10 protein-coding genes, 1 tRNA gene and 1 pseudogene are annotated in these 15,018 nt (G+C 33.6%); 4 read left to right on the plus strand and 8 right to left on the minus strand.

Features of this window, described 5'->3' with window-relative positions; genetic code table 11:
* Nucleotides 1–25 precede the first annotated feature (25 nt).
* The gene (locus tag PC_RS11495) at nucleotides 26–379 is read right to left on the minus strand and encodes a hypothetical protein (protein ID WP_011176353.1); all 354 of its coding nucleotides are present in this window, start codon (nucleotides 377–379) and stop codon (nucleotides 26–28) included.
* 712 nt (nucleotides 380–1,091) lie between these two features.
* Complete coding sequence (locus PC_RS08675) at nucleotides 1,092–2,336, minus strand: NAD(P)/FAD-dependent oxidoreductase (RefSeq protein WP_011176354.1); 1,245 nt, start codon at nucleotides 2,334–2,336, stop codon at nucleotides 1,092–1,094.
* 260 nt (nucleotides 2,337–2,596) lie between these two features.
* Here PC_RS08675 and dnaB point away from each other — a divergent pair, with 260 nt between their 5' ends.
* From dnaB to PC_RS08690, 3 genes are all read left to right on the plus strand, one after another.
* Nucleotides 2,597–4,042, plus strand: a complete 1,446-nt coding sequence (gene dnaB / locus PC_RS08680; RefSeq protein WP_011176355.1) for a replicative DNA helicase — start codon at nucleotides 2,597–2,599, stop codon at nucleotides 4,040–4,042.
* A 71-nt stretch (nucleotides 4,043–4,113) separates the two neighbouring features.
* A tRNA-Ser gene (locus PC_RS08685) sits at nucleotides 4,114–4,201 on the plus strand.
* 178 nt (nucleotides 4,202–4,379) lie between these two features.
* The gene (locus tag PC_RS08690; RefSeq protein ID WP_011176356.1) at nucleotides 4,380–4,841 is read left to right on the plus strand and encodes a hypothetical protein; all 462 of its coding nucleotides are present in this window, start codon (nucleotides 4,380–4,382) and stop codon (nucleotides 4,839–4,841) included.
* A 408-nt stretch (nucleotides 4,842–5,249) separates the two neighbouring features.
* Here the strand turns inward: PC_RS08690 and PC_RS08695 are convergent, their stop codons facing one another.
* Together PC_RS08695 and PC_RS08700 are read right to left on the minus strand one after the other, a co-directional pair.
* Entirely contained in the window at nucleotides 5,250–6,341 is a 1,092-nt protein-coding gene (locus PC_RS08695) for a Fic family protein (RefSeq protein WP_011176357.1), read from the minus strand.
* Nucleotides 6,342–7,147: 806 nt separating this feature from the next.
* Nucleotides 7,148–7,708 carry a response regulator transcription factor gene (locus PC_RS08700; RefSeq protein WP_232086078.1) on the minus strand — a complete coding sequence of 187 codons (561 nt, stop codon included), beginning with the start codon at nucleotides 7,706–7,708 and terminating at the stop codon, nucleotides 7,148–7,150.
* Between the two features lie 440 nt (nucleotides 7,709–8,148).
* On the opposite strand from PC_RS08700, the gene PC_RS08705 reads away from it, so the two are divergent.
* The gene (locus PC_RS08705; protein WP_044045232.1) at nucleotides 8,149–8,904 is read left to right on the plus strand and encodes a hypothetical protein; all 756 of its coding nucleotides are present in this window, start codon (nucleotides 8,149–8,151) and stop codon (nucleotides 8,902–8,904) included.
* 1 nt (nucleotide 8,905) lies between these two features.
* On the opposite strand, the gene PC_RS08710 is transcribed toward PC_RS08705, so the two are convergent.
* The 4 genes and pseudogenes from PC_RS08710 to dinB all read right to left on the minus strand — a co-directional run bounded on the left by PC_RS08710 (nucleotide 8,906) and on the right by dinB (nucleotide 14,975).
* Entirely contained in the window at nucleotides 8,906–10,321 is a 1,416-nt protein-coding gene (locus tag PC_RS08710) for an NFACT RNA binding domain-containing protein (protein WP_011176360.1), read from the minus strand.
* Between the two features lie 51 nt (nucleotides 10,322–10,372).
* Nucleotides 10,373–12,571 (minus strand): F-box-like domain-containing protein, encoded by a 2,199-nt coding sequence (locus PC_RS08715; protein ID WP_011176361.1) that lies wholly within the window; start codon nucleotides 12,569–12,571, stop codon nucleotides 10,373–10,375.
* A gap of 73 nt (nucleotides 12,572–12,644) precedes the next feature.
* A pseudogene (metK, locus tag PC_RS12010) lies at nucleotides 12,645–13,791 on the minus strand (methionine adenosyltransferase).
* A gap of 131 nt (nucleotides 13,792–13,922) precedes the next feature.
* Complete coding sequence (gene dinB, locus PC_RS08725) at nucleotides 13,923–14,975, minus strand: DNA polymerase IV (RefSeq protein ID WP_011176365.1); 1,053 nt, start codon at nucleotides 14,973–14,975, stop codon at nucleotides 13,923–13,925.
* Between the last annotated feature and the right edge of the window lie 43 nt (nucleotides 14,976–15,018).

Below are 15,018 nucleotides of genomic sequence, written 5' to 3' on the forward strand. Positions count from 1 at the left end.
TTAGTGGGTTAAGAAAAAATTTTTCTTACTTTAAAGGAACTTTAAAATAGAAATTAGAACTAGTATCGTTATTTGAAGGATAGGAATAATAGTAAGAAGGTGAAGAATAATAATAACTACTTCCATGATACCCTAAGCCATATCCCAAGCCAAAACCTCCTAAACCATATCCATAATAGCCATTATGCCAATGTCTACTCTGGTGATCATGATGATGACCTCCATGATGTTTTTTTCCATGATATCCACCATGACCGCTACTATGATGATGTCCTCCTCCGTGTCCATGTCCTCCTTTTGCATTTACAAAATTAAAAGGTAGAAGAAATAAAGTTAGAAAAATTAATCCACAGACTCTCAATTTCAAGGTACGGTACATAAAGCCCCCTTTTATATTTTTTAATGGACTATCTCACTATTTTGCAATAATCATGCCAAATTATTTTATTTAATTTTCATCTAAATTAACCTAAGTCATATATCAATATTATAATTATAAATATTTTTCATATTTTAATTTAATTAATCAAAAAAAATTGTATTTATTAAATGAAATAGTAATCAGTTTTTGTGCAAAAATATTTAAATTTTTACTAGAAATATTAACTTTTTTAGGAGTAAGGGATTTATGCTATTAATAAAAACAACGTTAGATCTAGTAAAATTGCAAGGATGAGAAATTTTGTTGAGGAAATTATCCAAAAGGACAAAACATCTAGCAATATTTCCCAGAAATATGTTAAGTCATTACCCATTCTTAAATAAAAACATTTATCAATAGTTTTCATAAAACGAGGGCATCATTATCCGTTATAATTTACTTAAGACAATTAGTTATATTGCCGATGCAAAATGGTTTGATCATTTTATTTGATAATTCACATTTTTTTAATCACTCATCAATCTCTAATTTGTGAGATAGTACCTGACCTGATGGAAACTGACAAATTAGTGAACAATCCATAGTTGCTTTAAAAGACATATAGAAAGGCGAAGAACTTTCAAAATTATTTTATAATTATGACTGGCGAATTCATTAAGGATAGTTCTGTCAAAAGTATGAGTTTGCTTACATTGTATGAAGATTGTCTTTACTCTTGAATAGGTCGAATGATAACTCTGGCTTGTCGTCTGTTAAATAAATACAGAAAAATCCATTGTATCATCACTAGTAGACGATGGCCAAAACTGACCAAATAAAGAATATGAATAAAACACCAAATCAACCAAGCTAGAAAACCAGAAAACTTAAAATTACCTAAGATAGCTACAGCTCTTCCCCGCCCAATGGTTGCAATCATTCCTTTATCCCAATATAGAAATGGCTTTCGATTTGAAGGTAATATATTTTTTTTGATTAAGTTTGCTACATAATGTCCTTGTTGAATTGCAACAGGTGCTATTCCAGGTAAAAACTCATTTTTAGAAGACACTACAGCAGCAGCATCTCCGATGACAAATACATTTGTAAATCCAGGAATTGTTAAATCTGGCTGAACCTTTACTCTTGATTGTTTATCTAAAGAAACGCCTAAACTTTTAACAAGCGGAGAAGCTTCATTCCCCGCAGCCCAAACAACTGTAAAAGCAGGTAAAAATTTTTCATTCATATAAACACCTTGATCTGTGACTTGAGTCACAAAAGTATTTAAAAGTACTTCTACACCTAATTGTTTTAAATCTTCTAAAGCTCGATTTGCTAATTCTCCAGGAAAACTTGGAAGAATTTGTTGGCCTTCTTCTATCAAATAAATTTTAGAATTAGCGGGATTAATAGATCGAAAATTTTTGAATAGGGTGCGGTGAGCAAATTCCGCCATCGAACCCGCCATTTCAACACCTGTTGGCCCCGCTCCTATGATTACAAAGCTTAAAGATGATTGAACAGCTTCTCGATTTTCACATCTCTCTGCTTTTTCGAATGCCATTAACATTTTTTCTCGAATACGAAAAGCATCTGCCACTGTCTTTAATCCTGGTGCAAAATGTTCCCAGTTATCATGCCCAAAATAGGTATGCCTTGCCCCAGGAGCAAGAATTAAATCATCATAATAGAATTGTTGTCCGTCAACGGCTTGTATGTATTGGTTTTCGAGATTAATTTTCTCAATTTCAGCCATCAAAACTCTGACATTGGACTGATTTTTTAAAATTTCTCTTAGAGGAGTGGTAATATTTTCAACAGATAATGCTGCCGTCGCTACTTGATATAACAAAGGTTGAAAAACGTGGTGATTAGTTCGATCAATTAATAAGATTTCTACCTGGGCATTTTTGAGAGATCGGACAGTATTCAATCCTCCAAATCCTCCCCCTACAACAATTATTTTACGCATTTATCTAACCTTTTTTTCAAATAGACTTTAGATACGGAATGATTTATGGTGATAACCACTTAAGCTTGGAATTTTTTTATCCAAAAGTAGTATTTGAAAAGATTAAGCCGAAGAAAATAGCCATTGCTACTTTTAAAGTTTTATCCTTTCAATATGTGTAAACAAAAATTAACTTTCAGAAAAGAAACTTCTTGTCATCATAGATGAAAGAAATTTCTGCTCATACCTATTTATTTTAAAGATTAACATTAAAAATTGCCATGACAGAAGCTAACGTTAAAGTTAAAATTGCTCCACACTCTAAAGAATCAGAAATGATGGTTATTGGCTGCATGCTGACAAGCATCAATAGTCTGAATATTGCATCTGATTCTCTTGATGACTCTGACTTTTATTTTAATGAACACAAAATCATTTTTCAAATTCTTAAAACTGCTTATAAAAAAGATAAGCCGGCCGATATTCATCTTGTCGCCGAGGAACTCAAACGTGTAGAAAAACTAAGTGCTGTCGGTGGCGTTTCTTATTTAGCTACTTTAGCTCAATATGCCGGAACGTCGGCTTTTATTGAAGAGTACGTTGAACTTGTCAAAAATAAATCGATTCTCCGACGCATGATTCATGCTGCTCAGATAATTGAAAAAAGTGCTTTAGAAGAATCACAAGATGTTCAAGTTGCTTTAGATGAAGCTCAACAACTTTTTTTTCAAATTGGCCAAACCTCTAATCCTACATCAGGACTCATTCTCCAAGATATTTTTTCCGGATTAAAATCTGAATCGGGACTTCCTTATTTAAAAGAGTTACAAGAAAAACAAGAGAGGTACGCTCAACGAGGGCCAGAAGATTCGGGAATTAGTGGAATCCCCTCTCATTTTATTGATTTAGATAAAATGATTAATGGTTTAAATAACTCAAATTTAATGATTTTAGCCGCCCGCCCAGCAATGGGAAAAACTTCTTTTGCCATCAATATTGCAGAAAATGTGTGTTTTAAAAATAAAATTCCTGTCGGTATCTTCTCCTTAGAAATGTCAGCTGAACAATTAGTTCATCGCATTGTTTGTTCACAAGCAGAAGTCCAATCCGATAAAATTAAAACAGGTGCTTTAGATGGAGTGGAATTTCAACGCATTGTTAGCTGCGTCAATGACATGCAAAACCATGTGATGATCATTGATGATCAAGCAGGTTTAAAAATTACCGACTTAAGAGCTCGTGCCCGAAGAATGAAAGAAAGTCACGGTATTGGGCTTCTGATTATTGATTACCTTCAACTGCTTTCGGGATCGGGTTCTAATCGCACCTCAGAGAATCGACAAAACGAAATTTCAGAAATTTCCCGTATGCTCAAGAACTTAGCACGCGAATTGAACATCCCTATTATTTGTTTGTCTCAATTATCAAGAAAAGTGGAAGAACGTCCTGGACACCGCCCCATGATGAGTGACTTAAGAGAAAGTGGAAGTATCGAGCAAGATTCTGATATTGTGATGTTTCTCTTAAGACGCGAATACTACGATCCTAACGACAAACCAGGAATGGCCGAGTTGATTGTCGCTAAAAATAGACATGGAAGTGTAGGTAGTGTCAATTTAACATTTCGAAAAGAATTTGCACAATTTGCAAATTACTCTCCTGTTCGCTACGATCCTTCTCAAATTGATTCAGAAACTGAACAAGCATTTAAACATTTTTCACCCTAAATTTATAAAAGAAATTTACCTGATAAAAGCTTGCATCATAAATCATCTTATTTTAATCTTTTCGCTTCTTTGGAGGGGTGTCCGAGTGGCTTAAGGAGCACGCTTGGAAAGCGTGTGTACGTTAAACACGTACCGTGGGTTCGAATCCCACCTCCTCCGACACTTGGGATGATCTGACACTGCTATAAGCCTATCAAACGGCTCACGCAGTGTTATGATCGCCTTTTTGGCCTACATTTCTAATTTCGAAAATAAGAAATTAAGATTTTGCCGTTTTTTTTCTACTTTCGAACTTTCATAGAGTTTTCTTGCACGTTGAGCTAAATTTAGGACAATTTTGACAGTAACAATAACTGCACAACCTATAGAACGAGTGCGGCAAGAGATTATTCCAACCTCACCTCTAAAAGAGGCTTTTCATCCATTTGCCATTAAAGTCTCAGAAAAAAACCTTCCTCCTATTTCCTCTAAAGAAGAAATGCGCCTAAAAGCGCAAGAAATCGGCCAGTTAGTTTTGGATAAACACGTCAAACTCCGCAACGACGTTTCTTCTTATGGATCGGAAAGAACACAAGCAATGAAATTTATAGAAGAATTAAAAGCGTTGTTGATGTTATTGAAACTCGATGGAAAGACTTCGTTTATATTGTGCCTAAGAAAACAGAAGAGACTCAAAAAAATCTCACTATTCGTAAGTATAACAATGGGGTCATTGAAGAAGTTCAATCTTCAAGAGAAAGTGAAGGTGGAGATCGGTGGACTTATTGGGAAGGATGAAGAATTTATCCAGATGGTGTAATAGAAACAGGAAGATTTGACGATTTTCGCTGGCATAAAGGAACGCATACGGAAAAGGAAACAACCACATATCGGCTTCCAGATACTTAGTAAATAGTTATAGTCTAGACCGTGGCTTAATTTATGCTGATATAGAAGGAGAAAAACGACTCATAGTTATAAATAAAAAACCAGGTTCTGGTGATTATAGTTTCGAATACATTCAGGTAAAAGAAGAATGAAGAAGAACTTAATAAGCAACGAATGCTTCGCTTAAAAGTAGAGCAAGCTGCTTTACAAAAATCTGGATGCTTTTATGGCCCTTATTTCACCTTTCCTGTTAATGAGATGATCACCTAATTTTTACGCTAAAAATAACCCAAGCGTTCATTTCATAATTCAATATAGGGGAAAAATTTCCCCTATCCATCTAATTGATTAGCTTCTGATAACCAACAGATAACTTATATTTTCGTCCTTTATTTGATGAATCAACCATAGTTAAGAAGCCACTTTCAACCCAACTTGCACAAAGGACCGCACTTGTACGTGGTTTAAATCCAAATAGTTCACCGATTTGCCGACTAGTAATTGTTTCAAATTCTTGGAATAATTCAAGTACCTTGCGTTGTTTGGGATCAAGTTTTCTAATAAGAGCGCTTTGATCGGGTGAGCCTTGAGTTTTGGCTTCATTCATGCGTTTTAAAACATTTTCAAATGCAACAGCCATTCCTTCTACAAAATATTCCACCCATTTTGTAATATCTGCTTCAGCACGTCCCATATAGTAATTATGAGATTCTCCAATGCTAATTGCTTCGTAGTAAGCACCTAGATTCCGAGCATAGTATTCTTCTAAAGAATAAAGTCCTTTTAGATCATATCCCCCTAAATGTAAAATTAAAGTGGTAAGTAATCTAGCTGTTCTACCATTCCCATCATAATAGGGGTGAATGGTTGCAAACTGATAGTGGGCAATTCCTGCAATAATAGGACAAGGCAAGTCAGTATTTTTATTAATCCAATTTACCATACCTGTCATCAAGCTTTTTACGTCTTTAGCCTCAGGAGGCATATAGACAATTGCTTTTGTTCTACCATCTCGAATAACATTCTGACCATCTCTATATGCAGTTGGTTTGGCATTTCCTTTACCATTGGCCATCACAAGTGCATGAAGTATCTGGATCATTTTCTCTGCAATGCTTACACCTTGTGCTGCCCATTTTTCTAATTGAGTTAATGCAGCATAGTAGCCTTTTACCTCATGTTCATCGCGTTCACGTCCAGGAAAGTGGCCCTGGTGCTTTAAAACTTCTTCTACTTGATCTGGATCCAGCCTATTTCCTTCAATCATTGTGGAATAATGAGTGGTATAAAGGCGTGTTGTTTCTCTCAAAGAACTAAGGACTGTTGGCATTAAGGGTAAATGCAATATTTTTTGCTTGGCTGCTTCAATGCGAATCAGACAATTCATGACTTTTGATGAAATGGTATAATTTGGCGCAAACTTTATCAGCATAATAATGGCTCTTTATCTGCATTAGATGATGCCTGTATTATGCAGATAAAATGCAGAAAAAGCAAGGTGCCTTTTATCATAAGACAATATTTAGAACTCAAGCAGCAAATGGAAGTAGTTCCTTTAGAGTAACATCAAATTCACGCCATTGAAAAGTTCGAAGACTGTCCCATGTTTCCCGATCTCTTTAAGCAAATATTGTTTACAATTCACTTTTCTTTGCAAAAACTAATTTTACAAAAAATTTAATCAAGTAAAAAAGCCTTTTAGGTATACTGGCCATTTTTTTTGTAGCATATTCAGCCTTTTTATGAAAAATGTGAATAAGCTCCAAGTAAAATAACTGGCATCTAGACGATTTATTTTATCCAATACACCATTAATCTTTTTTGTAACGCTAGTTTTAGCTTAGTATAACGCTTTAGATTAAGCAATAAATCTGAAATAAGGCTCATATCTTAGTTCAAGCTATATGCTTTCCTTTCTGAGTAACAGAAACTTATGAAAGGTAATTTAAGGCCGTTGATATGCAGTAATTTTTTTCGCTTAACTAACAGGAATTTTTCAACTTTATCAAGTTTGATGTAGGTACCCAAAGAAATTGAAGGCTGATCTGTGAAGAGCTTCAATTGAATTTAATATTCATCGTCTTTATAGATTTATCAAACAACATCGACATCATACTCTAAAAGCTGAGAAACTCAAATAAATAGAAAAAAATTGAGGTTCGATTGCTGGAACAGATGAGTATTGAGAAATTACTAGTGCTCCCCCTTTAAGGACGATAAGTTAAAATTAATATGCATCTAATCAAAATAGCCTGTTGATATAATTTCCTGAGCTTTTTGAATAAGTTCAACTTTAGAAGTGCAACCTAGCTTGCATTTTATTGTCACGATATAATTCTCTACGGTTCGTTTAGATAATTCAAGCTTTGTAGCGATATAATGAGCCGGATAACCATTTGATAGAAATTTAACGAGATCGCTTTCTCGAGGAGTTAGTGAAAAAATTTCATTGAAACCCATTTTCTTCATAAATTCGTCTTTCTTATTAGGAACAACCGGTATTGTAGGCTGTTCATAGAATAGTGAACCAAATTGTTTAGAAAGGTTAACTGGATGATCATCTATTAAGTCAAAAATTTTTTTATTTTCTTTCCTAAATTTTTTAATAAAAAAGCGTAAAGCTGGTAACTCGTTTAATAATCTTTGCTCAGCATAAGGATCATTAAAGCGAGTAGCAAATCCATACGCTTCCACCCCTTCAGTTGTGTTATAAATTAGATTAATGTTAAAATTAATTTGAAAATCGTTCCAAGCAATGTCTAAAACTTTTTTATAGTTTTTATCAACATTTGTTTTCATTAAATTAATCCCTTTTTGCAAATAATCAGGATGACGTAAACAAGAAAAATAACTTAGCATATTATTATCAAAACAAAATTCATTCCATGATGAATGTGTTCCTAAATAAGAATAATCACCCGAAAAAGTAATTTTATAATACCAAAAATGGTTAATCCCAAAGCTATGTAAAGGCATGACCGTTTTTATCATTTGATTATAATAGGGAGAAGAAGAGACTTTTCTTAACATTTCTTGAAATGGTTTCATTTTTTAAAAATTTAAATTGTTATTAATAATTTTAATCTTATGATTTGGGCACTTATGAAACGTCATTTTTCAGTTTTAGCGGAGATAGACCAAATAGTATTTTTTACTTTATTTTAGAGTATTTAACGCTCTTTTAAAAAATTAATTTTCTGCTGAAAATTAGCGAATTATTAATTAATGAAAATTGCCAGATGAATAAATATACATGGAGAAAGAATTTTACAGCTATTCTTTCAAATCAAAAAGAAATTATTAAAGGAAAGTTAGCTTTTAAGACTGAAGAAACTCATTGGTTGGAAACCGAAAAACCGGTAATTATTCTCGTTAGCACCCATTCTTCATTTCATGAAAAAATTAGTGGCGATTTAAAAATGAATGCTTTTGTCTCCACTATCAGAAATCATGTAAAAGGCAAAATTACTGTTTTACTTTCCGATCGCGCACATATTAATACAATGAGCCTCCGATTTCAAAACGATCTACAGAAAGCCCAGGAGGAGTGTTTAATCAAAGCTCACGCGCTTCGCAATCGATATCAATCTTATTTTGAAAACTGCAATGTCGTTTATGGTCATTCTTATATTTCCCAAAATAAAAATTTTGCTTCTTTCTTAAAAGTAATAGAATCTCTAGCTGAAAATGACTCAACTTTTCATGAGCTTTTATTAAAAGACGCGGAATCTGCCTATTCCAACACTTTTATACACTTATTTCCCGATAAAAATCTGTTTATCAAAAACACAAGAGAGGATATCTTAACACAATGCGCAAGCTCATTAGTTCTTATTGATAAAGGTTACCGCTATCAGTTTTATCCAGGAAGTTCTTATGAATCGTTAGATTATTTAAATCGGATTTTTATCTCTCAAGAAAAACAGTTATCATGGATTCGTGTTTTTTTAACGATTGAGAAAAAAACAATCCTTCATAATATCATGCAAAATTAAGTTATTCAAAAGAAAAAAATCGCTCATTTGTCAACTTTTGTCTTTTTAGAATGGCTTGATAACGCTCTAAATCAAAGCGAATCCAAACAGATCGATGTTTTGAGATTTGTACTTTTCCAAGCTGTTTTTTTCCCATTCTTGAAAGAAACTTTCGTTGAGTCATGCAAATTTCTGCTTCTTGCCTAACTTTGGCTTTACTGTTATAAAGTGCTAGTTGCATGGCATCGGCTAAAGTTTCTTCATCGGGATCTTGACCTTTTTTAGTCCGAATCACAATATGTGATCCAGGAACATCTTGTGTATGTAACCACCAATCAGAACCTTTAGCCAGGGCAAATGTCATCTGATCATTGCCCTTATCATTTTTTCCCACCCAAATTGTGGTATTAGTGCTTGATAAAAATTCTCTATAAGGTAGTTGTTTTTTTTGTAATTGTTCTGCAGCTTTTCGAAGAACTAATTTTTTAGATTTGAAAGAACTTAATTCTTCAATCCTGGTCGTTTTTTGCAGCCTATTTAATTGATCGACTTGCGTAAGTAAATCTTGATCGACGTAGAGAAGTTGTTTTTCTAAATGTGGTAAACCTATTCGAAGTTTTTTAGCTTTTTTAAAGCGATATTTGAGTTGTTCACTAGGAAGGAGCTCTGGATCAAGCTTTAAACATACTTCTTGGTTTTTTAACCAATCCCAAAGCGTTAATTGAGACATTCCTTTTTTAAGTTGAGAGAAAGAAGACTTTAAAAGTTCTCCTTCATGTTGAATGGTTTCCCAATCAAGGCACTCTCTTTCTGCTTTTAATAAGTTTTCTCGTTTTTTTTGAAGTTTTTTTATGCCCTTACTTAAATCTTTTTCCAACGCCGACTTGTCTCGTTGAAAAAACCATTCCTGTTCAGCTCTTTTATAAATTTCTTCTAGCTGTTTAGAATCTTTTAAAACGACAGAAGGCTGTACCTGTAAAGGAGAAAGAAAGGGTAATTGATAAATTTTTTTTAATACAGGATAAAGAGAATATAAAATTTTTCCCTGTTCATCTAAAAGGTAATAATTAGGGTGTTTCGTAAAAAACTCGCATATAAGGGAAAATTGGCTTTGATTTTTTCTAAAGCCAAATTTCAAAATACGATCTTGATTTAATTGTTCAATCTCTACCAGAATTGCCTCTGATAAATAATGTTGCCAAGAATTTTCCATCAAGTTTGCAAGAGGAAAAATTTTTTGTTCTGTTAAATAAAAGCATATCAAAGGGGTCTGAAAACTTAAAAAAAGGGTTTTGACGTTATTTTCCTCTTTAAATTGAAGAAAAAATTGGGTTGTTTTATGGGAATGACAAATAAAATAAGAAAGTCCAATCAATTGTTGACGTATCTCAGAAAGTAAAGCAGTGATCTGCAGCGCACTAAAAACAGGTAGATTCATGTTTTTATTATCCAAGAAATATTAAGTTTTCGTCAACGTGGATAAATAACGTTAATTATTTAGTTGATTCAAATACGCAGAAAATGGGTGGTGTTGCATAAAACCTTCTTGATTTTTGATATTAATCAGTTGTAATGAGGGAGCTGATAATTGAAGAAAAGAGATGGTCGCTATGGTTAAATTTTGATAGTCTGTTGTAAGTGAGCGGAGATGGGAAAACTTCCCTTTTAATTTTTTTCTCAGATTGGGCATTGCTTGAATATCTAATGAAAGTAACTGCTCACTATATCTTTCTAATAAATTTGTAAGATGAGGCTCTTCCAGTTGATGAAAAGGAATTCCTAAATGATTCAAATGCAGACACTGGAGATGAAAAATCCGAATATTATCGTTATTATTAGAGGTTGAATGCAAGTGACTGAGAGTTAATTGTTCTAACTTTGAGCAAGCACTGAGATACATCAAAGATTGATCCGTAAAATTCCAAGAAGGATTAGGAGATTTGATATGTAAGGTTTTAAGAAAACGACAACGTTTGGTTAATTTTTGAATCCCCTCATCATTAATTATGGCGTGTTTAGCCATTAATTTGTCCTGTTCAAGCTCGACGACTTTTAATTTTGGGCAATAGTCTCCTAAGGCTTCTAATAGTTGCTGACTAATATATCCTGTATTAAATAAGCATAAACGTTTTAAAGATGATGCTTCTGAAGAGCTTTTGGCTTTGAGAAAAGCAATTAACTCTTTTTCATCGATCAGGCAATTTGTTAATTTTAATGTCTCTAAACATTTAAAATCATGGGGTTCGATTGAAAATTCGCCTGGCGAATGATATGGATTTTCAAATTTAAAAACTTTCAAATTTTTTAAAGACTTTAATTGCGCCAAAAAAGTTTTTGTCATAGGAATGCTTCGATAAAGTTCAAGATGCTGAAGTTTAAGCCATTTGTTTAAGGTTTCTTTTATTGTTTCATCATTTAAAAAAAAACAATCGCTAATTTTAATTTTTTTTAATTGTTGACAGTTTTGAGCAACATTCGAGAAAGCTTGTTGCATGCGTTGAGTATCGCTAGAGCGGTTAGAACAAGGAAGAAACCCTAACTCCAATTCTTCTAATTGGGTTAAGCGACTTGCAATAGTATCTAATAACCGATGATTAACAGCACCGCAATTAGTAAAATTTAAAGTTTTGATGTGACTTGTAAGGGTAAAAAGAGACTCTTGAGTAACCAGAGGAAAACCTGTGAGGGATAATTTTTCTAGACAACTTTTTTTTTTCATTAAAGGATATAGTCCGTAATCAGTCAAAGACCCTTTCCCTGAGCTATCCCAACATTCAAAATGAGTTAATTTAATTTCTGAAAGTGCAAGCTCAAGTAAGGACAGGTCGGAAATGTGACAATCGATGATTTTCAAATTTTTGATTTGTGGGGCATATAAACAAATAATAGCAATATAATCATCAAAGGACAGTGAGGGATGATGATAAAATTCTAATGTTTGCAAATTGGGTGACTGTTGAAGTAAATTTGCAAGTCCTTCTGGAGTATAAGTTCCCCCGTTCAACGCTAAATTTTCAAGCTTTACCGTATGTCTTGCTAGACTTTGCAAATCGCCATCAGAGAGATTGTTTTGTCGAGGAAAAAAAGAGGAAGGAAGGTAATTTGTCCAATCAAGTAAACGGCGGCTCAAGCTATTGGTTCGAATCGTTGAAAATTGATGGGGGTACTGATTAAAAAATTTTCTTAAAAATAAGGGCTCTGTGACTATACTATGAAATATTTTACAAACTAAGCCAATTTGACCAAGTTTATTCCATGTTTTTTCATAAGAAAAAATTTGTTCTAAAATCTCTACCGGCAAAACATTTAGCTTAAGTTCTCCTTCATTTTGTGATTCGCTGTCTTTTATAGTTTTTAGAGAATTAAACAGATTAGGTTGAGAAATTTCTCCCAACGGGATAGTTGTCCTTATTGAGATTGAAACTAGCTTTTTAAGCGCGCGATATAATTTTTCTTCAGGAACAGACAAAACTTGTCTTTTTTTAATTAAGATAACACGTTCATTATTTTCTTCGTATAAATCGGTTAGTTCAGAAAATTTTTTAGGGAACCGAGTAAAAATTTCATAAAATTTAGCTAAAATTTCAGGATAACTAGTTTCTAATAGCTCTTGAATTCGTGGCTGATTATAAGGAAGAGCAAGGTGAATTTCCTGAGCATACTCAGAGATTGAAGTCACTGAACACATAATTTTTCCCTTTTCTAATTAAATTAAAAAAAATTATTACATTTAAATTTAAAAATAAAATTAATTATTTTAATTAATTTTGTTTAATAAGGAAGCAACACGATCTATTTTCCCAGGTAAAGTTAGATCCTTTACGATCAAAATGACCTTCGTAAGCTTGTTTGACGATAAACGGGGCGCTTCAAATTAAGCATTTGAATAACTCCTTTTGTAGTCAAGTCGAAAATTAGAGGAATAATGCGACTCAACTCTGCTTCACTGACAGTTCCCGTACCAAAAGTATCTACTTTTTGAGATAGGGTAAAGAATTTCAATGGCATAGGATAACTGCACTTCACAACGTCGAGCCAATTTAGCAGCCACAATAATTTTACTCTATATAACGCGCAGCATAACAAGCGGAACGACCGACTTTAGAGAAAACTTTTCCCGAAAATGCGCCATCACCATACTTTCCCCTTCTTTTATAAGTATCTACAACAATTTTTCGGCCTGTTAAACCACCATTACCTGCGGGCCCTCCTATCACGAAACGACCTGTTGAATTAATAAAAAAAGAGTATTTTCATCGATGAGATAAGAGGGTACAACATCTCGAATGAGTTGCTTTATATCTAAAATTAGCTCTTTGTCTAACTTCCTCAGAATGTCGAGTTGAAATAACAATGATATGAATTCGAATCGGTTAATGATTTTGATCATATTCAATAGTCACTTGAGATTTGGCATCAGGTCATAAATATTTTAGCTCTCTCTTTTGTCTCTTCATGCACAGTTTTCTTACAAGAGCATAGCCATACATAATCCTCTGATTTCCCGGCCCCTTGTTCCTGGTAAGAACCAAATGCTTCATTAACGCAACCTGGGCAATATCTTGGGATTGCTTACTGAGAGAGTTTATTACGCCACAAGATTGATAATCGAATCCTAACTCGGGATTTTCATAACCAATTTCTTTGATTGTCTGAGTCTACGAGCAATTTCTTGATAATCAGTCGTTGCGTGAATGGTGATCTCTCCGCAATAAAAACCATCCCTCGGCAAACAAGTATTACACAGGCCACTTGAGCATTCTGATCGATCATTAAACAAGCATCTAAATGGCAACTGAAATTTGATCTGCCATTTTCAGGATGTTCAATCGCAACGGATTCAGAAGTAAAAGAAAGTGAGGTATGACTAAACCTTTGCCTACGGGTTTTAATTGTCTGATTTTTCATTTTTTTTAATTTAAAGTTTTCAGGATAAAAATACTCCCTCTCCCCCTTTTTATCCTCTTTGATGGCTTTTAAGGCAAATTTTTTAAATTAAAGAAAGGAATGACCTATACGATAACTCTTTAAAATAGCCATTAAAAAAGTGTTAATTGAATCTCTTCTTCAAGACTTAAACTCATTCCGAGTCCCAAAAGACGAACAGGCGCTTTTTTTCTTTCCCATCCTATTCGAATTAACGTTTGATAAGTTTCTAAATCAAACGCTTTAAAAAAAGTATTTTCGACCGTGGTAGTTGTAAAATCTGCAAACTTGATCTTGATAAAAGGTTTTTTTTTATAATATTGATTAGAAATTTTCTCATATCGAATCATCAACCTCTCTATCAAATTTGGAATCTCTTGATAACAAAGCTCCAAATTATTTAAATCTTCCAAAAATGTGGACTCTACACTTAATGACTTTCGAATACGATCTGATATGACAAAACGATGATCAATTCCTCGGCATAGCTCATAAAGATTCCAAGCCCGGCTTCCAAAAAGTTTTTGCAAAGTTGTAATGTCAAGTGTCTGTAAATCCCCGCAATTCATTAATCCTAAACTGTGTAATTTTTTTGCCATGACATGGCCAATTCCAAAAATCTTCTCAACAGGAAGATGGACCATAAAAGCATCAACTTCTTTAGGTGTTAACACAAACTGACCATTTGGTTTATGCCAATCACTTGCCACTTTAGCTAAAAATTTATTAGGAGCTACTCCAGCAGACGCGGTTAATCCTCTTTCCTTCCAAATTAATTGCCGAATCTCTTGCGCGATCCACGTTGCACTGCCTCTTAAGGCATCTACATCTGTCACATCTAAAAAAGCTTCATCTAAAGAAAGAGGTTCTATCAAATCTGTAAATAGATGAAAAATCTCATGAATAGCTTTACTTTCTCGTTTATATTTATCAAAATCAGGAAATAAAATAATTAGATCTGGACAAAGCTGTTTAGCTTTCCAAGAGGGCATAGCAGAACGTACCCCAAATTTACGAGCTAAATAATTAGCTGTTGCAATAACTCCTCGTTTATCTGGATCACCCCCTACCGCAATTGGCTTTAAAACTAATGAAGGATCATCTCGCATTTCAACAGAAGCATAAAAAGCATCCATATCTATGTGAATGATTTTTCGAAGTGTCATAAATAAAAGAATAATAAATTGCTAAGAAGTTTAATCTGAATAT

Origin of the sequence: Candidatus Protochlamydia amoebophila UWE25 (assembly GCF_000011565.2) — a bacterium.
GTDB classification, from domain to species: domain Bacteria; phylum Chlamydiota; class Chlamydiia; order Chlamydiales; family Parachlamydiaceae; genus Protochlamydia; species Protochlamydia amoebophila.